The following is a 17,867-nucleotide window of genomic DNA, read 5'->3' as shown; positions in this document are numbered from 1 at the left end:
AGACGGTTTCGTCTTTGGCCTCCGCCCGTGAAGACCCCGTGTTGGAGCCGCCGGGGCCACTACTCGAAGATTAAGAGAACGACCGCGAGAGTGGCAGTCGACAGATAGAGGATAGCAGGCGGCGGTCCATCAAGGTGAGGGCACAGGGCTATTGCTGCCGCAGACGGGCGCCGTGATCCCCCTCGAGGCGCTCAACGATGGTGTCAATCTGGGCATCTACCTCCTCGTCGGTCAGCGTGCGGTCGGCGCCGAAGCGAAGAGTGAACGCCACGCTCTTGGCGTTCTCCTCAATCCCCTCGCCCGCGTACGTGTCAAACACGTCGACGCGGCGAAGCAAGGGGGCCCCGGCGTCGCGGATCGTATCCTGCAGCGGTCCCACCGGCTGGTCGGAATGCACGAGCACGGCAAGATCGCGGTCCACGACCGGGAAGCGGCTCACCGGCTCGTAATTGCGGTGCCGTTCCGCCCGGGCGGCTTCCACGAGGGCGGCCCAGTTGAACTCGGCCACGAAGATTGGGGTGTCGAGGTCGAAGTCGGTCGCCACGTCCTCCCGGACCCGGGCCACGGTGCCGAGCGGCGTGTCCGCAGTGGCCACGTCAATGTGGTGCTGAGTGACCGGCGTGGTCTCGTCCGCCGCGGCCGCGTCCTCGTCGCGGGGACGCAATTGGAGGTCCGGCACGCGCAGGTCTTCGAGGAAGGTCTCGACGGTGCCCTTCAGGTCGAAAATATCGGCTGCGCGCGGCTCGACGTCCCACCCGGTGGGCGCATGGGGACCGCTGAGTGCAATCAGCAACGCGGGGTGTTCGCTGTAGCCGGGGACGACTGGATCGTCCGGGTCGGCGGCACGGCGAAAGACGTGTCCGAACTCAAACACGCGGAGCGCCTCCTGCCCGTGGTTTCGGTTGTGTTGCATAACCTCTAGCGCCCCCGGCAGCAGCCGTGGACGCAGGGCGGCCATCTCCTCCGAGATTGGGTTTTTCGTCTCCACGACGGGCGCTCGATCGCCGCCGGCCGGGGGCACGTTGAAGCGCTCGGCGCGGTCCTCGCGCAGCATGCTGTTGGTGTAGATCTCGCGGTAGCCGAGGCCCTTCAGGAGCCCGCGCGTCTGCCGCTCCAGCGTCTCCACCGGCGGCTGCCGCGGCGTGCGGCTTGGAACGGGCACACGCTCCGGCTCCGGAATCTGGTCGTAGCCGTAAAGGCGGGCCACCTCCTCGATCAGGTCCTCCTCGATCGACACGTCGGGCCGCCAGGTCGGCACGGTGCAGTGCAGCGCGTCCTCGCCCGCCTCGACGTTGAAGCCGATGGCGTCGAGCAGACGAGTCGCCTCGGAGGTCGCCACGTCGGTCCCCAACACCTGGGTGAGCCGGTCGGGGCGGAGGGCGACCGTCTTGGTGGGGGGCGGGGTAGAGTGTTCGTCGACCATGCCGGGGACGACGGTGCCGCCGCCCAGCTCGGCGATCAGACGGGCGGCGCGGGCGGCGGCCCACGCCTGCCCGTCGCGGTCGACGCCTCGCTCGAAGCGGTACGACGAGTCGGTCTGAAGGTCGAGTGCCTTGGCGGTGCGGCGGATTGTGGACGGGTCGAAGTACGCGCTCTCGATGAGCACGTCGGTCGTGTCGGAGGAGACCTCGGAGTTGGCGCCGCCCATGACGCCCGCCACGGCCACCGGGGCCTCGGCGTCGCAAATGAGAAGCGTATCCGCGGGGAGCTCGCGCTCCTCGTCGTCGAGCGTCGTGAAGGACGTTTCGTCGTCGGTGCGACGAACGACGATCGTGTCGTCGGCAATCGCGTCGAGGTCGAAGGCGTGGAGCGGCTGGCCGCACTCGTGAAGCACGAAATTGGTCACGTCCACCACGTGGTTGCGCGGCTGCAGGCCGATGGCCGTGAGGCGGCGGCGCAGCCAGAGGGGCGACTCGGTCACGTTCACGCCCCGCACCACTAGGGCCACGTACCGGGGGCACCCGGCCTCGTCCCGAACGTCGACGGTGATTTCCTCGGCCACGGTGCCGCCCGGCGAAGGCAGGTCGACCGGCGGTGTTCGCAGCGCGTTGTCCGCCAGGGCCGCCACGTCGCGGGCCACGCCGAGATGGCTGGTGGCGTCGGGACGGTTTGGGGTGAGGTCGATGTCGAGCACCGCGTCGGTGGCGGGAAGGTCGTGGTCGTCGAGGTACTCCGGAAACGGCGTGCCGACGGGCGCGTCGTCGTCGAGCACCATGATGCCGGAGTGGTCGTCCGAGAGCCCGAGTTCGTCCTCCGCGCAGATCATGCCCTCCGAGGCCTCCCCCCGCAGTTCGCGTGCCTCCACAGTAAGCTCCTGCCGCGCCTCGGGAGTGTCCGGATCGGGGAGCGACAGGGTGGTGCCGACGGTGGCGACCGGGACTTTCTGCCCCGCGGCCACGTTGGATGCGCCGCAGGCAATCTGGGCAGGGGCCCCGTCGCCGAGGTGCACGTCACAGAGCACGAGGCGGTCGGCGTTTGGGTGCTCGCGGACGGCGGTCACCTCGCCGACCACCACGCCGTCGAGCGACTGCCCCAGCGGACTGACCGTTTCCACCTCAAGCCCGGCCATGGTGAGGCGCTCGGCCAGGTCCTCGGGGGGCCAGTCGTGGTCGACGTACTGATTTAGCCAGTTGTAGCTTATGTCCACGGGTTAGCGCGTCAGGATGAGAACAGTCAACGTCAAGGGACCGGGGGATTTCGTAATGCGTGCTGCGCAGGCGTCCCCCTACGCACGGAATCCGCAAACGACCTCCCGAGGCGGATTTTGCGCCCGGTGAGCGGCTAGAATTGCTCTAGGAACCGCACATCATTCTCGTAGAAGATCCGGATGTCGTCGATGCCGTGCCGAAGCATGGCCATCCGCTCCACGCCCATGCCCACTGCGTAGCCGGTGTACCGCTCGGGGTCCACATCGACCGACTCGAAGACGTTGGGATGCACCATGCCGCAGCCCAAAATTTCCATCCACTGTCCGCCGTCCTCGTCGTCCTCATCGTCCCACCAGACGTCCACTTCAGCGCTCGGCTCGGTGAAGGGAAAGTAGCTGGGGCGGAAGCGAAGCGTCACGTCCTCCCCGAAGAGCGCGCGGGCAAGGCTGTAGAGTACCTGCTTGAGCTGAGCCATCGTCACGTCCTCGTCCACGTACAGCAGCTCCACCTGGTGGAAGAGACAGAACGACTTGTACGAAATCGCTTCGTTGCGGTACACGCGCCCCGGCACCGCGACCCGAATGGGCGGCGCCTGGGTCTCCATGATCCGGATCTGGCCCGGCGAGGTGTGGGTGCGAAGGACGCGGGGCTCCGTCTCTTCGGGCGGGTCTTCGAGGAAGAAGGTGTCCTGCATGTCCCGCGCCGGGTGGTCGGGCGGAAAGTTGAGGGCCGTGAAGTTGTGCCAGTCGGTCTCGATCTCCGGCCCCTCGTGGGTGGAAAAACCGAGCCCACGCAGGATGCGCAGAATCTCGTCGAGCGTCTGCGTGAGTGGATGCGTCGATCCCCTGAAGCCGCGTCGGCCCGGCAGGGTGAGGTCGATGTCGGGCCCGCCCGCCTGCTTCTGACGCTCAAGGCGCGCCTCCGCCTCGTCGATTCGCTCCTGAGCGCGGTCCTTCAGGGCGTTGAGGCGCCTTCCGAACTCGGGGCGTTCCTCCGGGGGAAGGTCGCCGATCTGATCGAACAGGTCTGGGATTGCGCCCTGATTGCGACCGAGGTACTCAATGCGAAAGGCCTCGGCGTCCTCGGCGCTCTCGATCGATTCGGCCTCAATCTGTTCACGGAGCTGGTCGATTTCGTCGGGCATGGAAGGGAGTCGCGAGTCAAGGGTCACGGAGAGCGACGCGGCGTCGGAGGCGAGGACCCGAGACGCAGGCCGCAATAAAAAATCCCGCCGAGCCTGTGGGGCAGGGGCGGGACGACGTCACCGGCAATATTGGCGGTCGACATTCAACGCCCCTGCGGACTCGAAGGGATCAGAAACGCAAAGGCGAACCGGAATGATGGACGGATCGACAACATCGCAGCAGGACAGCTAAGGAGAGGAGGCGTGAGACGTGATGCGTGGTTTCCACTCTCCAGATCCCGTGTACTGCTCTTCACGTCTCACGTGTCGCGCGCCGCTCACTCCATCACGTGGTCTACAACCTGCTCGAAGGCGTCCGGGTCATGAACGGCCAGGTCGGCAAGCACCTTCCGGTTCATGTCCAGATCCGACTTCCGGTACTGGCCCATGAACTGGGAGTAGCTCACGTCGTGCTGGCGCGTCGCGGCGTTGATGCGGGTGATCCACAGCCGCCGAAACCGGCGCTTCTTCTGGCGACGGTCCCGGTAGGCGTACTGGAGGCCCTTTTCGACCGCGTGCTTGGCCACCTTGTAGACCTTGCTCCGACGGCCCCAGTAGCCCTTCGCCTTATTCAGAATTTTCTTGCGTCGCCGACGGGTCGCCGGCTTGTTCGTTGCGCGCGGCATAAAAGCAGAACGTCAGTTTGACAACACAGTCGAAGATATAAATTAGTCGATCGCCAGCAGGAGGCCAACACGTGTCCGGGAAAGACTCCACAAACAACGGATGGAGGACCGAACAAGGCCCTCCATCGAATAGCCCGTCCCGCATCTTCGGCGCGACTACGTGGACAGCATGCGCTTAACCCGATCCCGGTTCGCCTTGTCATCGACGACTACGCTCTTGCGCAGCTGGCGCTTGCGCTTCGCATTTTTCTTGGTTAGCAGGTGCCCCTTGTTTGCCTTCTTGCGCTTGATCTTGCCGTTTCCGGTCGTCTTAAAGCGCTTCTTGGCACCGCTGTGGGATTTCATCTTGGGCATGGCAGCAACACCCCGAGGGGATTCATTCACGAAGTACGCAGAAGTCGAACACGCTGTGTATGAGAGGGGCGCTCGTGCGTTCCCGTCCGCACAGAGTCCACAAAGAGGCACTGTGCTCGAGCACGGTCGGGGCCGCACACGAGCCGCAGGCCCACGCCGAAGGCACGGTTGTCCTACTTGTTCTTGTGTGGGGCGAGGATCATGACCATCCGCCGGCCTTCCATTTCCGGCTGCTGGTCGATGCGGGCAATCTCCTGGAGCTCCTCAATCATCCGGCGCAGCAGGTCCATTCCCTGGTCCTTGTAGACGATGTCGCGCCCCTTGAACTGGACGTACGCCTTGACCTTGTTGCCGTCTTCCAGGAATTCGCGGGCGTGATCGACCTTGAAGTTGAAGTCGTGCTCCTCGGTCCGGGGCCGGAAGCGAAGCTCCTTCATCTCCATCGACTTCGACTTCTTCCGGCGCCGCTGCTCCTCCTTTTGCTTTTCGTAGCGGTACTTGCCGTAGTCGAGGATCTTACAGACGGGCGGGTCGGCGTCCGGCGCAACCTCCACGAGATCGAGTTCGTGGTTGCGAGCGCGGTCGAGGGCCTCTCCGGTCGGGACCACGTCGTGGTCGCCGTCGGGCTCGACTACACGGACCTCGTCGGCACGAATTTCTTGGTTTACGCGGAGTTTATCGACGTCAGCAATAGCGGGGTTGGGGGTTTTTCGAGAGAAGAACTCGGGGATAGTGAAAAACTCGGTCCGTGTGGAGCGAATGTCGAGCTCCAGCACGAAAGACCGAGTCAGCAGATGCTGTAATCACACACGCGAACGACCCTTTGAGGTTTCAGTGAAGGTCGCCTGAATCGGAGCGGTCTGCGGGGGGAGACGGGCGGTCGGCTAATCGAGTGTTGGTTCGAACTCCGGACCGATGCGGTCGAGAAAGTCCTGGACCGAAACGGTGCCCTGTGGGCCGTCGGCGTGAGAGCGGACCGAGACGGTGCCGTCTTCTTCCTCGTCCCCACCCACGACGAGCATGTAGGGGACCTTCTGAGTCTCGGCCTCGCGGATCTTGTAGCCGACCGTCTCGTCGGACGTATCGATCTCGACGCGCACGTCGTCGGCGCGGAGGGTGGCTGCTACCTCTTGGGCGTAGTCGACGAAATCGTCGCCTACCGGAATGATTTGCACCTGCGTCGGGGCGAGCCAGGTGGGGAACTTACCCCCACAGTGCTCGATCAGCACGCCAATGAAGCGCTCCAGCGACCCGAACGGGGCGCGGTGGATCATCACCGGCCGCTTCCGCTCGTCGTGCTCGTCGACGTACGTCAGCTCGAAGCGCTCCGGCAGGTTGTAGTCGACCTGGATGGTGCCGAGCTGCCAGGCGCGGCCCAGCGCGTCCTCCACCATGAAGTCAAGCTTCGGCCCGTAGAAGGCGGCCTCGCCCGGCTCTTCATAAGCGTCGAGGTCCGTTTCGGCGACGGCCTCGCGGATGTCCTGCTCGGCGCGGGTCCAGAGCGCATCGCGGCCCGTGTACTTTTCGGTGTCGTCGGGATCGCGGAGCGAGATCTGCGCCTCGAATTCCTCGAAGCCCAGGGCGTCGAGCACCTTCAGGGTGAGGTCGATGACGGACTTGAACTCGTCTTTGACCTGCCCGGGGGTGCAGAAGATGTGCGCGTCGTCCTGCGTGAAGCCGCGCACACGGGTCAGCCCGCCGAGCTCGCCGGTCTGCTCCTGGCGGTAGACGGTCCCGAATTCGGCCAGCCGCACCGGGAGGTCCCGGTACGAGTGGTGGTCGTTCTGGTAGATCTTGACGTGGTGCGGGCAGTTCATCGGCTTGAGGAGGTAGCCGTCCTCCTCGCCGTCGTCCCCCTGTCCGGTCACCATCGGCGGGAACTGGTCGTCCTCGTAGTGCGGGTAGTGCCCGCTGGTGCGGTAGAGGTCGAGCCGCCCGATGTGAGGGGTGCAGACCGGTTTGTAGCCCTGCTTCACCTGCTCCTGCTGCAGGACCCCGCGGAGCGTCTGCCGCAGCGTCGTGCCCTTGGGCAGCCACATGGGCAGGCCGGGGCCCACCTGCTCGGTGTCGAAGGCAAAGAGGTTTAGCTCCTTGCCGAGCTTGCGGTGGTCGCGTTCCTTCGCCTTCCGGCGCCGCTCCAGAAAATCTTCCAGCAGTTTCTGCTTGGGGAAGGTGATTCCGTAGATGCGGGTGAGCTGCGGGTTCGTCTCGTCCCCGCGCCAGTACGCGCCGGCCACCGACAGCAGCTTCGGCGCCTTGATGTCCCCGGTCGACGGGATGTGTGGGCCGCGGCAGAGGTCGGTGAACTCGCCCTGCTGATAGAAGGAAATCTCGCCCTCCTCCAGGCCCTCGATCAGCTCCAGCTTGTACTCGTTGCCCTCCTCCTCGTAGTGCTTGACCGCGTCCGCCTTCGAGACCTCGTGCCGCTCGTATTTGGCGTCGCGGCGGGCGAGTTCGACCATCTTCTCTTCGATCTTCTCCAGCTCGTCGGCGGAGAGCGTCTGGTCGCCCAGGTCCACGTCGTAGTAGAAGCCTTGGTCGATGGGCGGCCCGATTGTGAACTTGACCTCCGGATAGAGCGCCTGCAGCGCCTCCGCCATGAGGTGGGCGGAGGAATGCCAGAAGGTTTGCTTGCCCTCCTCGTCGTCCCACGTGAGGATCGCGATCTCAGCGTCCTCGGTGATGGGGCGGTCCAAATCGCGCACCTCGCCGTTCACCTTGATGGCCAGCGCGTCGCGGGCCAGACCGGCACCGATGCCCTCGGCCACCTCAAGCCCCGTCGTGCCCGCCGGATGGGTTTGCGTGGAGCCGTCCGGGAGGGTGATGTCGATGCTCGTCTCGTCGATTTCGGCCATGGGGCAGAGGGGTCCTCGGTGAACAGCGCACGGGCGGGGGCACCGCCAACAAAAAAGCCGCCCCAGGGAGCCTCCTGAGAGCGGCAGCAGTGGGTCCAAGTGGACTCGAACCACTGACCTCTACGATGTCAACGTAGCGCTCTAACCAACTGAGCTATGGACCCCAGCCGAAACCTGTCGGCGTCGTTTGGGACCCAATATCAATGCTCGCATTACGGTCAGGATTCCTTTTCGTCTTGATTCACCGAAACTTTGACCTTGCGTTGCGTGGCGGGCGGGCAGGGACCGCGGGCACGGCGCACCTAGAGCACTGAACAGCGTACAGGGGGCAGGGTCTGGGGGAGGGAAGGGTTGCCCCGGAGGACGAGAGTGGCTTTCTTTCCCAAAAGAGGTCTCTTTCTCCCCGACCGGCCGAGGTAACCGGGCGGCGGCTTTTCCACAATGTCAGTTTCCGCATGAACGAGTCCCTTCCGCAGTCCCACGACTGGAATGTCTCGACCGATGAGGCCAAGCGCATCCAGCGCCGATTGGCGTCGGAGGTGACTGAGAGGGCCCTGCCGGACGGGGTCGAGACCGTCGCTGGGATCGATGTGAGCGTGCGCGACGACATGGCTCAGGCGGCCGTCTCCGTGCTTCAGTTGCCAGAGCTGAACGTGGTCGACGAGGCGGTTCACCGCTGCGAGGTGCCGTTTCCGTACGTGCCGGGCCTGCTCAGCTTTCGCGAGATGCCGGCCGTGCTCCCCGCGCTCGAGCGGCTTCGCGCGACGCCGGACGTGTTCGTGACCGACAGCCACGGGGCGGCCCATCCGCGTCGCTTTGGGCTGGCCTGCCACCTCGGCGTACTGCTCGACGTGCCGGCGGTCGGCGTCGCGAAGTCGATTCTGATTGGGGCGCCGCAGGGGGAGCTTAGCCCCGAGAAGGGCAGTCGCGTGCCGTTGGTCGACGACGGGGAGACGATCGGGACGGTGCTCCGGACGCGGACGGACGTGAACCCGGTTTACGTGAGCATCGGCCACCGCTGCACGCTCGACGGCGCGGCGGCCCTGATGCTGGAGTGCAGTCCTCGGTACAAGATTCCGGAGCCGACCCGCCAGGCGCACAAGCTGAGCCGGGCGGACGGGTAGGTCCACGGAGGCTACGCGCAGTACCGGCGGGCCGTGTGGACCAGCACCTCTGCGAGCTGCGCCACCGAGTCAAGGTCAACCCACTCCTCCGTGGTGTGGAGGCCGGCCCCTTTCGGGCCCAGGACGACGGTCTCGGTGCCGGCGGCGGCCAGGAGGGCCGCGTCCGTCCAGAACGACGCGCCCGTGTCTGGAGGGGGATCGGTATCGAGGGTGCGAGCCAGACCTGCACGCGCGGCAGAGGCGATGGCGGCGTCCGCGGGCGTTTCGAGCGCCCCTCTCGAGAACGCGACTTTGGCCTCCGCCTCGAAGGCGTCGTCCGCTTCGCTGAGCTCGTGCAGAAGGGCCTGGACCTCTTCCAAAGCGTCCCCGGCGGACTCGCCCGGCACGGTGCGGCGCTCCATCCGCAGACGGCACTCGGCCGCGTACACGCTTGGGGCGTTGCCGCCCCGGAGCGGGCCCGCGTGGAGAGAGGGCGGGCCGACGAGCGTGTGGTCCCCGTCGGAGGAAAGAGACTGGTTGAGCGCCTCCAATTCCGAAAGAACACGGCCCATGTGCATGTTGGCGTCGACGCCCTCGGCGGGGCGCGAGCCATGCGCGGCGCGGCCCTGCGTCCGGATGTCAATCCATACGAAGCCCTTGTGGGCGCGGACGAGCTCCAGGTCCGTCGGCTCCGTGACGACGGCGCCGTCGACGTCGTAGCGGCCCAGGAGTGCCTCGGTGCCGATGCTCTTGTGCTCCTCGTCGGCCACCGCGGCGACGATCACATCCCCGGAGAGCGACGCGTCAGACTCCCGGAGGACACGTGCAGCGATCAATTGGGCCACGAGGCTGCCCTTCATGTCCTGGGCGCCGCGCCCGTAGAGGCGTCCGTTCTGCCGGACGGGGGTGAAAGGGGTGTCCATGCCCTCGACGCCCACGGTGTCCGTATGGGCATTCCACATCAATGAACGGCCGTCGCCGTCCCCCGGAAGAACCCCGACGACGTTGGGACGCCCGGGGGCTGGTTCCCAGTGGTCCACTTCAAGCCCGATGTCGCGCATCCGCGTGGCAATGGCGGCGGCGAGTTCCGTCTCCCCCGCTCCGTGTCCGTCTGCCCCGAGCGCAGGGTTTGTCGAGTCGATGCGCACGAGGTCGGCGAGCGGATCTCCGACCGAATCGAGGTCGATGTTGAGAGACATGCGTCCGCGGAACCGTCGTGATGGGAGCGGGAGGCGCGCTGAACGGATTGGCAACGTAGGTCGTGGTTCCGACAAAAGCGAGACGGCGCCGCTGTGCTCGCTCGGCGACAAGACCCTCAACCAGGGAGGGCTTGACGGTGAGGGTTGGTTTCACGAGTATGGGAGCGGACCCTCGGAAGGAATGGATCCGTCTTCGCGTCGCGCAGAACTATGAGTCTCCCACGCAGCTTCACCGTCATGCCGGACGCCCCCGCCGTACGCCGCGCTACTCTTGATGACGCCGAGACGCTCGTGCACTTCAACGAGGCAATGGCGGAAGAGACCGAGGACAAGACGCTTGACCCCGAGACTGTGCGGGCCGGTGTGCGGGCCGTGTTCGACACGTCCGGGCAGGCATTCTATCTCGTCGCGGAGCGGGAGGGGACGATTGTCGGAAGCCTGATGATCACAACCGAGTGGAGCGACTGGCGCAACGCAGACTTCTGGTGGATTCAGAGTGTGTACGTGCGTTCTTCGTCGCGGCGGACGGGTGTCTATTCCGCCCTTCACCGTGAGGTGCGCCGGCGGGCCCGTGCGGCCGACGGCGTGTGTGGGCTCCGTCTCTATGTAGAGCAGGACAACGCGGCGGCCCAGGCGGCGTACGAGACACTGGGGATGAGCGAGCCGCCGTATCAGATGTACGAAGAGGTGCTGTAGAGGCTACATGTCTGCGGGGTCACAACTCTCCATGTGAAATGGAGCGCCGTCGCCTTGCTCCTCGCCCCGGTCGAGGGCCACGTATTGGCCGATGAAGGTGACGGCCCGCTCCCCCGCCTCGTTGATCTTGCACTCCAACTCGATCCGTGCCCGCCCCCAGCGGTCCAGCATTTCCTGAAACCGCTCTTGGGCGTCCTCGTCCGGGGGCTCGCAGACCACCGAGATGTTTTCGTAGACGGGCTGGAGGTACTCGATGTCACTCTCCTGGATCATGACCTCGACCCGTTCGCGCATGTCCTCCATCGCGTCGTGCATCGCGTCCTGCACGAGCTGGTGCATCATCGCCCAGCCGGTGACCGTGGCCAACATGCTGAGGCTGCCCCCGAACGCGCTGCCCATGTGGTTGGCGTTCGGCTTCAGGGGCGCGGAGGCGCGCAGGCGTCCCTGCTCGTCCGCGGCAAGCTCGAACTCGAGATGCTCCGTAATGGGCATCTTCTCGGTGATAAGGCGCTCCAGTTCGTCGAGAGCGGTGTCCTTGAGCGACGGATTGGGCATGACGCGAGGAACCTGCGTGGCGAGGGTCCGGGGAGCGGGTTAAGATGAGCGGAGTCTCCTTACGAGCCGAGGGGGGATACGTTCTCTGTTGTGTCGGATCTATCCAGGCGAAACGTGTGGTTTTGAAGGCTGGAGGGACGAACGGGCCATACGTTACCAAAGCAGGAAACGTGTCGTCCCGTTCTGCCCGGTCATCGCCAGCGTTCGTCCGGTAGACCCTCTCTTAATTCTCACAAGCAGATCCTTGTCCGATGGCAGCCCTCAATCCGTTTGTTCGAATTGCCGATCGATACGGCGAGACCCCATCCCACCTGCGGCCTCCCCTCGTCACTCAGGCGGTGGGGGAGGTGATCCCGTTCGTCGACACCGCCGGGTGCTTCGTCGAGGTGTACACCCCGCGTCGGGTCGCCGTCCGCCTCGACAACAACGAGCGCCTCCAAAATCACCTCGGCGGCCTCCACGCCGCGGCCCTCGGCCTCCTGGCCGAAACCGCGACCGGGCTCGTCGTAGCCCTCAACGTGCCGGACGGCTCCTCGCCCCTGCTGCGCACGATGGACATATCGTTCGAGAACTTCGCGCGGGAGTCCGTCCAGGCGGAGGCGACCCTCACCGACGACGAAACGGGCCAGATCCGTTCCCGTCCCCTGGGTCAGATTGCGGTGGACGTGACGCTCACGGCCCCAGAGGAGGATGTGACACTCGTCGCCGGCACCTTGACGTGGGCGTGGGTGCCGGCGGAACGGCTCGCGGAGGAGGGCGAGCGCTGACGTGGGCTACACGTCTCCTTCCTGCGGCCGGAGGAGCAGCTCCTCGAGCACCGTGCGGTCGGAGAGGCGGTAGGCGTCCACCACGGATTGGGCCACGTCCTCCGGGGCCATGAATCGATCCTTCGAAATGCCGCTTCCCGCCCAGGTAGGCGTGTCGGTGGCACCGGGCAGCACCGTGGTTACGCGGAGGCCTTCGTCCTTCGTCTCCTCGCGCACGGTCCGGGCGAATCCGCGGAGGCCATGTTTGGCGGCACAGTAACCGGCGTTGCCGGGGTAGGCCATCAGGGACGCCACCGAGCCCATGAAGAAGAGGTGCCCCTCGCCCCGTTCGCGCATCGCGGGCAGGAACGCCGTCGTCACGGCGAAGGCGCTCGTGAGGTTGACGTCAATCTGATCGCGGAATCCCTCCAGGGTCAGCTCGTCGAGGGGCACGTGGGTGAACGCCCCGGCGTTGTTGACCAGCACGTCCGGCGGGCCCCACTCTTCGTGCACCGCCCCCGCCATGTCGGTCACCGCCGCGTCGTCGGTCACGTCGGTCGGAAGCACGAGTGGCGTGCCGCCCCGCGCCCGACAGGCGTCGGCAGTCTGCTCCAGTGCCGTGCGGGTCCGCGACACCAGGGCCACTCGTGCATCGTATTGCTCGGCGAAGGCCTCCCCGATGGCCTGCCCGATGCCCTGGCTCGCGCCCGTGACGACGGCGATCATCTTTGAGAGGCGGTTTGTGGGGGTCGAGTCGATTGATTGAGCAGCCCTGCCACCCCACTCGATCGTGGGGCTACTCGGTGGCGCCGATAAGACGCATAAACTCGTCTCGGGTGGCGTGGTTGTTGAACTCGCCGCTTACCGAGCTGGTCGTGGTCGCCGAGTTCTGCTTTTCGGCCCCTCGCATCATCATGCAGAGGTGCTTCGCCTCAATGACGACGGCCGTTCCCATGGGATCGACCACCTCGTCGATGGCGTTTCGGATCTGGAGGGTGAGGCGTTCCTGCACCTGCAGGCGCCGGGCAAAGACCTCAACCGTCCGCGGGATTTTGCTGAGCCCCACAATCTGGCCGTCCGGGATGTAGGCCACATGGGCCTTGCCGTAGAATGGCAGCATGTGGTGCTCGCACATCGAGTACACCTCGATGTCCTTGACGAGGATCATCTCGTCGTAGGCCTCTTCGAAGAGGGCCTGGCGCAGGATGTCTTTCGGGTCGAGGGCGTACCCGTGCATCAAAAATTGGTAGGCACGGGCGACGCGCTCAGGGGTGTCGTCGAGGCCCTCCCGATCTGTGTCTTCGCCTAGGATGTCGAGAATGGCCTCGATGTGCTCGCCGAGGGCCTTGGACGTTTCTTCATCGTAGATGTCGCGTCGCTCGTAGAGCTTCGGCGGCATGCCGTCGGCGGAGCCGTTGGTGCGCAGCCCGCTCGATTGAATCTTTTTCTCAGCCATTGCAGAAAGTGAGAGCGGTGAGAGAGCGTGTGGAGGAGAACCCCGGCGTGGCTACTCGCCCCGGTATTCCACGAAGTTGCGAGGGGTCTCGTACAGTCGTACGCAGTGGAGCTCCCCGTTGGGAAGTGCGTCTTCAATTTCGTTCCAGATGGCGATCGCAAAGTTTTCGCTCGACGGGATCACCCCGTCCATGAAATCGACCTCCAGGTTCAGGTTCTGGTGGTCTACCTTGTCGAGCACCCGATCGTGGAGAATGTCCTTCAGGATGCCCAGGTCGACCACGTACCCGGTCTCGGGGTCTGGCTCGCCGGCCACCGTCACTTCCAGCTCGTAGTTGTGGCCGTGCCAGTTCGGATTGTTATCCTTTCCGTAGGTCTCCTCGTTCCACGCATCTGACTTCTCAGGATTATGAAGCCGATGGGCGGCATTGAAGTGGACCTTACGGGTGATGTAAACGGTGGACATAGCAAAAGGATGTTCAAAAAGAGCTGAGCGCAATCACCATGCCCGTGCGTACCGACCACTCCGCTTGGTGTTGTTTAGCAGGAATAAACGGGTGCATAGTTGTCAATCTGTTCGCACATGTATCGGAGGCGTCGCAAAACGGGCCACTCTGGGCCGACGGGGCCCTTGTGATTCGGCCGCCGCATCTATATTGTGGTGGCACGGCATCTGCACAAGAGGCCGTCCATTCGATCCCGCTCACGGACTGTGGACCGATCCCATGTCCGAGAAGACCATCTTCCAACGCATCATTGACGGTGAAGAAGACGCCGATATCGTCCACGAGGACGACCGGTGCGTGGCCTTTCACGATATCAATCCGGAGGCGCCCACGCACATCCTCATCGTTCCCCGCAAGCCGATTCCGTCGCTCGACGACCTGGACACGGAGGACAAAGACCTGGTCGGGCACCTATTTGTAGTGGCCCGGGAACTGGCCCAGGAGGAAGGGCTGCGTGATGGCTACCGCACGGTCATCAATTGTGGAGACGACGGTGGACAGTCGGTGTGGCACCTCCATCTCCATCTCCTCGGAGGGCGCCGCATGAGCTGGCCCCCAGGGTGATCGGGCGACGGCACCCCGCGAGAAGAGCGGGCGGCCGTCCGTCATTCGAGCGTCGATGTCTGTACATTTGTGCTTTGTCACCGTGACCACCTTGGGTGTGACAGGGGGCATTGGAAGTGGAAAGACAACGGTCTGTGGATTTCTGGAAGAGAAAGGAGCCCGCGTTTTCTACGCCGATATTGAGGCGAAGCGGCTCATGCGCGAGGATGCCGGCGTGCGGGCCGCCATCGTCGATGAATTTGGGGCCGAGGCCTACCGTGAAGATGATGCCCTGAACCGAGAGTACCTCGCCGAGCAGGTCTTCGGAGATGCCGGGCGCGTAGAGCAACTGAACGCCATCGTCCACCCCCATGTCTTCGACGCGTTCGAGGCGGCAAAGGAGCGGGCGATAGACGAGGAGGTGTCCCTGCTCGTCCACGAGGCAGCACTTCTCTTCGAGGCGGGTGGCGATGAGCATGTCGACGTTACGGCCGCCGTTGTGGCCCCGGAGGCCGACCGCATCACATGGGTGACGGCCCGCGACGACGTGTCTCCGGGGCAGGTCCGGGCCCGCATGCAGCATCAGCTCTCCCAGGACGAACTTCGCGGACGGGCCGACCACGTGCTCGAGAATGACGGAACCCTTAATGACCTGCGCCAGAAGAGCACAGAGTTATACTGGGCCGTCGTGAACGACCAATGAGCGTTTAAAAGTTCTCGTCCGTCTTCTAGAGGCGGGCAATCCGACCCGATGCATGCCCGGCCGGGTCGAGAACGTTCCCCTCACACCCGTGATGGACATCAATTCCGGACCGGTTAAGGAGGTATTATCCGAAAACCCGTACCTTGAAATCGAAAAGTTTACACGGTACTTTACATCAGAATCATATATGGCCTGCCATACAAGAGCCTTTGAGCGCCTGAAGGGCTTGCCGAGCCGCCAGAGACCCGTTCAGGAATGTCGAGCGGGCGAAGCTTTAGAAGCTGTTCGGCTCAGAGGGTGGCTTCCCACAAGAAATACTCATATCGGCCCGTGCAGGCATTTGTGGCACATTGTTTTCGGACATAGTTGTGGGCGGACGTCCGGCGCTCGTTCGACGAGCAGAAGCGCATGACTGTTGTTTTTTTGTCGTTTCCCCATCAAGGTATCTGGGGTACGGCGAGAGGCCCGCGTAGGCTGTAGACATTGACGGTTTCCAATTTCAGGGAGTGCGATGAGTAACGATTCGAGACAGCTCTCCGCCGTACTGCACGAGTTGAAGAACCCCATTCTGGCCATCGAGCGTCTGTCCGATATTCTGCTTGAGAACGATCAGCAGTTCTCCAGTGATACCAAGCGCAAAATTGAGTTGATCTACACGTCGGCGAAGGAGGCCTCCAGTTACCTTGACGATCTGGACTTTTCCTCCCCGCCGGTCCTTGCCGATGATTTTTCTTTCGCGCCGGTCGACGTTTCGGCCCTGGCCGAGCAGGTGGTCGAAAGCTTCCAGCCCCACGCCGAGTACAAGGATCAGACGCTGCGCCGGGCCGAGTTTGCCGACGACGCCATGGTCATTGGGGACAAGGTACGACTCCTGGAGGCCATGAAGAACATTGTGAACAACGCGCTCAAGTACTCGCCTCACGGCGAGACGGTCGACGTGCAGGTTCAGAAGACCGAGGAGGAGGTGCGTTTTGCCGTGTCCGACAGCGGGCCTGGACTCCAAGAAGACGACCTGGATCGACTGTTCAAGCCGTTTCAACGCCTTGGCCAGCAGCCTACAGACGGAGAGGTGTCGCTGGGGTTGGGGCTCTACCTCGTGAACGAGATTATTAGTCGTCACGACGGAGAGGTAGATGTCGAAACGGAGCAGGAGAGGGGGAGCACCTTTACCCTCATTCTTCCGGCGGCGTCCGTGTCCGCGAATCATTCGTAGGGGCGAGGCGGCCATGCCCGTGTCGGTCTCGAAGTCGAGGTTGTGCCCGTGCACGCCCGTACATACGTTTAAAAAAAGCGCACTTCTTTACCGCAGTTCTGAAGGTCGGGCATTCGTGTTCTGTCCGCGTCGTCTTTCTCATTGTCTCCGCGATCCACATGTCGGATCAGTCTACAAACCACATTCGGACCTTCCTCGTCGACGACCACCCGGCGATCCTGGAGGCGATTCGCAATCGCATCGACGATACCCTTGACGTAGAGGTGTGTGGAATGGCAACCTCCTCGGACGAGGCATTCCGAAAGATTGAGGACATGGCGCCGGATACTGCCGTCGTCGACATTTCACTGGAGGACGCCCATGGGCTGGACCTGGTACAAAACCTCCAGTCGCAGTGTCCGGAGGTGCAGGTCGTGGTATATTCGATGTACGACGAGATGGTCTACGCGGAACGGGCCATCCAGGCTGGGGCGTCCGGCTACTTGATGAAGGATCAGCCCACCGAAGACCTCATTGAGGCGATCCGGGTGGTGAACGAGGGGGAGGTGTTCCTGAGTCGAGAGATGGCCTCACAGATTCTGAACAAGGTGGCCCGTGGAGAGTCCTCCGAGCCGAGCTTCCCAATCGAGGAGTTCACCGACCGGGAACTGGCCGTCTTTCAGATGCTCGGGGAGGGGTGCAGTATTGAAGAGATTCAGGACCGGCTGAACTTGGCACGGAAGACCGTGGAGACGTACCGGCGGCGGGCGAAGGAGAAGCTCGGGTTTGACTCCGTGTCGAAGCTGCTCCAGTTTGCAGTACAGTGGGCGTCCGCACCGGGGGCTGGTAAGAAGGTCTCGGGAATGCCCGACGGAGACGAGGACACGTCTGCCGATGAAGAGACTTCGGGCGAAGACGCAGAGAAGAAAACCGACCAATAAGTTCGGGGCTCTGGATTCAGCGGGAGGCCTCCAAGAGACTCCCCGCCAAAGTCTCTGCGGTCGCCACCCCACCAGAAGTGAAAGGCTTGGCGCCCGGCAACGACGCATGGTGCTCCAACAGATTAAGTCAAGATAATCCGTTTCCGCAACATGCGCCTGCGCCGATACGGTAGACATTCCAGGCGCATATCTCTGTACTTAGATACTGCACCTGCCTTGTCTTCATGAGGGAGCACTCTACCAAAAATTTTGGCACGGTGCTCCGGTAAAGACAGTGCCATTGGATGAGCAGTGGCGTTTGCACGACGGGACGCTACGTTTTTCGCGTGCCACGTGAAAGGCTATTCCCCACCAGTAGACCCGCGGCCCGTTTGCAAAGCCCTTACAGACCCGTTCGGGCGAGGTCGGGTGGAATAGACGAGACGCAGACGGGTCGTGTATAGGAGGATGTGCGCGAGACGAGGGGCATTGGCAAACGTCCCTGAACGAGGAAGACCTGTACGCAACCCGTTCGACGTTACTCGCTTTCGCCGTCACTTGGGGGAGGAGCCACCGAGGCATC

Annotated in this window: 18 protein-coding genes and 1 tRNA gene; 7 read left to right on the top strand and 12 right to left on the bottom strand. The window is 63.8% G+C overall.

Features of this window, described 5'->3' with window-relative positions; translation table 11 throughout:
- Window positions 1–148: 148 nt before the first annotated feature.
- The 7 genes from pheT to OJB03_RS12225 all read right to left on the bottom strand — a co-directional run bounded on the left by pheT (window position 149) and on the right by OJB03_RS12225 (window position 7,830).
- The gene (gene pheT, locus OJB03_RS12255; protein WP_263787871.1) at window positions 149–2,647 is read right to left on the bottom strand and encodes a phenylalanine--tRNA ligase subunit beta; all 2,499 of its coding nucleotides are present in this window, start codon (window positions 2,645–2,647) and stop codon (window positions 149–151) included.
- A gap of 134 nt (window positions 2,648–2,781) precedes the next feature.
- Window positions 2,782–3,792 carry a phenylalanine--tRNA ligase subunit alpha gene (gene pheS / locus OJB03_RS12250; RefSeq protein WP_263787869.1) on the bottom strand — a complete coding sequence of 337 codons (1,011 nt, stop codon included), beginning with the start codon at window positions 3,790–3,792 and terminating at the stop codon, window positions 2,782–2,784.
- Between the two features lie 317 nt (window positions 3,793–4,109).
- Window positions 4,110–4,457 (bottom strand): 50S ribosomal protein L20, encoded by a 348-nt coding sequence (gene rplT / locus OJB03_RS12245; protein WP_263787868.1) that lies wholly within the window; start codon window positions 4,455–4,457, stop codon window positions 4,110–4,112.
- 156 nt (window positions 4,458–4,613) lie between these two features.
- A complete protein-coding gene (rpmI, locus tag OJB03_RS12240) occupies window positions 4,614–4,811 on the bottom strand; it encodes a 50S ribosomal protein L35 (protein WP_263787865.1) in 198 nt (65 codons plus the stop codon).
- A 173-nt stretch (window positions 4,812–4,984) separates the two neighbouring features.
- Window positions 4,985–5,587, bottom strand: coding sequence for a translation initiation factor IF-3 (gene infC / locus OJB03_RS12235; protein ID WP_263787864.1), 603 nt, complete (start codon window positions 5,585–5,587; stop codon window positions 4,985–4,987).
- Window positions 5,588–5,695: 108 nt separating this feature from the next.
- A complete protein-coding gene (gene thrS / locus OJB03_RS12230; RefSeq protein WP_263787862.1) occupies window positions 5,696–7,666 on the bottom strand; it encodes a threonine--tRNA ligase in 1,971 nt (656 codons plus the stop codon).
- A 90-nt stretch (window positions 7,667–7,756) separates the two neighbouring features.
- Window positions 7,757–7,830, bottom strand: a tRNA-Val gene (locus OJB03_RS12225).
- A gap of 291 nt (window positions 7,831–8,121) precedes the next feature.
- Between OJB03_RS12225 and nfi the strand changes: the two genes are divergently transcribed.
- Entirely contained in the window at window positions 8,122–8,790 is a 669-nt protein-coding gene (gene nfi, locus OJB03_RS12220; RefSeq protein WP_263787859.1) for a deoxyribonuclease V, read from the top strand.
- 11 nt (window positions 8,791–8,801) lie between these two features.
- On the opposite strand, the gene OJB03_RS12215 is transcribed toward nfi, so the two are convergent.
- The gene (locus OJB03_RS12215; RefSeq protein ID WP_263787857.1) at window positions 8,802–9,968 is read right to left on the bottom strand and encodes a M20/M25/M40 family metallo-hydrolase; all 1,167 of its coding nucleotides are present in this window, start codon (window positions 9,966–9,968) and stop codon (window positions 8,802–8,804) included.
- 210 nt (window positions 9,969–10,178) lie between these two features.
- Here OJB03_RS12215 and OJB03_RS12210 point away from each other — a divergent pair, with 210 nt between their 5' ends.
- A complete protein-coding gene (locus OJB03_RS12210; RefSeq protein WP_263787855.1) occupies window positions 10,179–10,664 on the top strand; it encodes a GNAT family N-acetyltransferase in 486 nt (161 codons plus the stop codon).
- A gap of 3 nt (window positions 10,665–10,667) precedes the next feature.
- Here OJB03_RS12210 and OJB03_RS12205 read toward each other — a convergent pair whose 3' ends face one another.
- A complete protein-coding gene (locus tag OJB03_RS12205) occupies window positions 10,668–11,219 on the bottom strand; it encodes a thioesterase domain-containing protein (protein ID WP_263787853.1) in 552 nt (183 codons plus the stop codon).
- A 251-nt stretch (window positions 11,220–11,470) separates the two neighbouring features.
- Here OJB03_RS12205 and OJB03_RS12200 point away from each other — a divergent pair, with 251 nt between their 5' ends.
- On the top strand, window positions 11,471–11,986 hold the full coding sequence (locus tag OJB03_RS12200; RefSeq protein ID WP_263787850.1) for a DUF4442 domain-containing protein: 516 nt from the start codon (window positions 11,471–11,473) through the stop codon (window positions 11,984–11,986).
- A 6-nt stretch (window positions 11,987–11,992) separates the two neighbouring features.
- Here the strand turns inward: OJB03_RS12200 and OJB03_RS12195 are convergent, their stop codons facing one another.
- From OJB03_RS12195 to OJB03_RS12185, 3 genes are all read right to left on the bottom strand, one after another.
- Window positions 11,993–12,691, bottom strand: a complete 699-nt coding sequence (locus OJB03_RS12195; RefSeq protein ID WP_263787848.1) for an SDR family oxidoreductase — start codon at window positions 12,689–12,691, stop codon at window positions 11,993–11,995.
- Window positions 12,692–12,761: 70 nt separating this feature from the next.
- The gene (gene folE / locus OJB03_RS12190; protein ID WP_263787846.1) at window positions 12,762–13,421 is read right to left on the bottom strand and encodes a GTP cyclohydrolase I FolE; all 660 of its coding nucleotides are present in this window, start codon (window positions 13,419–13,421) and stop codon (window positions 12,762–12,764) included.
- 51 nt (window positions 13,422–13,472) lie between these two features.
- Window positions 13,473–13,886 (bottom strand): 6-pyruvoyl trahydropterin synthase family protein, encoded by a 414-nt coding sequence (locus OJB03_RS12185; protein WP_263787844.1) that lies wholly within the window; start codon window positions 13,884–13,886, stop codon window positions 13,473–13,475.
- A 259-nt stretch (window positions 13,887–14,145) separates the two neighbouring features.
- On the opposite strand from OJB03_RS12185, the gene OJB03_RS12180 reads away from it, so the two are divergent.
- The 4 genes from OJB03_RS12180 to OJB03_RS12165 all read left to right on the top strand — a co-directional run bounded on the left by OJB03_RS12180 (window position 14,146) and on the right by OJB03_RS12165 (window position 17,305).
- Window positions 14,146–14,490 (top strand): histidine triad nucleotide-binding protein, encoded by a 345-nt coding sequence (locus OJB03_RS12180; RefSeq protein WP_263787843.1) that lies wholly within the window; start codon window positions 14,146–14,148, stop codon window positions 14,488–14,490.
- Window positions 14,491–14,572: 82 nt separating this feature from the next.
- Window positions 14,573–15,172 carry a dephospho-CoA kinase gene (gene coaE, locus OJB03_RS12175; RefSeq protein WP_263787841.1) on the top strand — a complete coding sequence of 200 codons (600 nt, stop codon included), beginning with the start codon at window positions 14,573–14,575 and terminating at the stop codon, window positions 15,170–15,172.
- Between the two features lie 511 nt (window positions 15,173–15,683).
- Window positions 15,684–16,385: a sensor histidine kinase gene (locus OJB03_RS12170; RefSeq protein ID WP_263787840.1), complete on the top strand. Its 702-nt coding sequence runs from the start codon at window positions 15,684–15,686 to the stop codon at window positions 16,383–16,385.
- A 158-nt stretch (window positions 16,386–16,543) separates the two neighbouring features.
- Complete coding sequence (locus OJB03_RS12165; RefSeq protein ID WP_263787838.1) at window positions 16,544–17,305, top strand: response regulator transcription factor; 762 nt, start codon at window positions 16,544–16,546, stop codon at window positions 17,303–17,305.
- The last annotated feature ends 562 nt before the right edge of the window (window positions 17,306–17,867 follow it).

It is taken from the genome of Salinibacter grassmerensis (assembly GCF_947077765.1).
In the GTDB taxonomy this organism is placed as follows: Bacteria; Bacteroidota; Rhodothermia; order Rhodothermales; family Salinibacteraceae; genus Salinibacter; species Salinibacter grassmerensis.
This window is presented reverse-complemented; position numbering and strand designations above follow the sequence as displayed.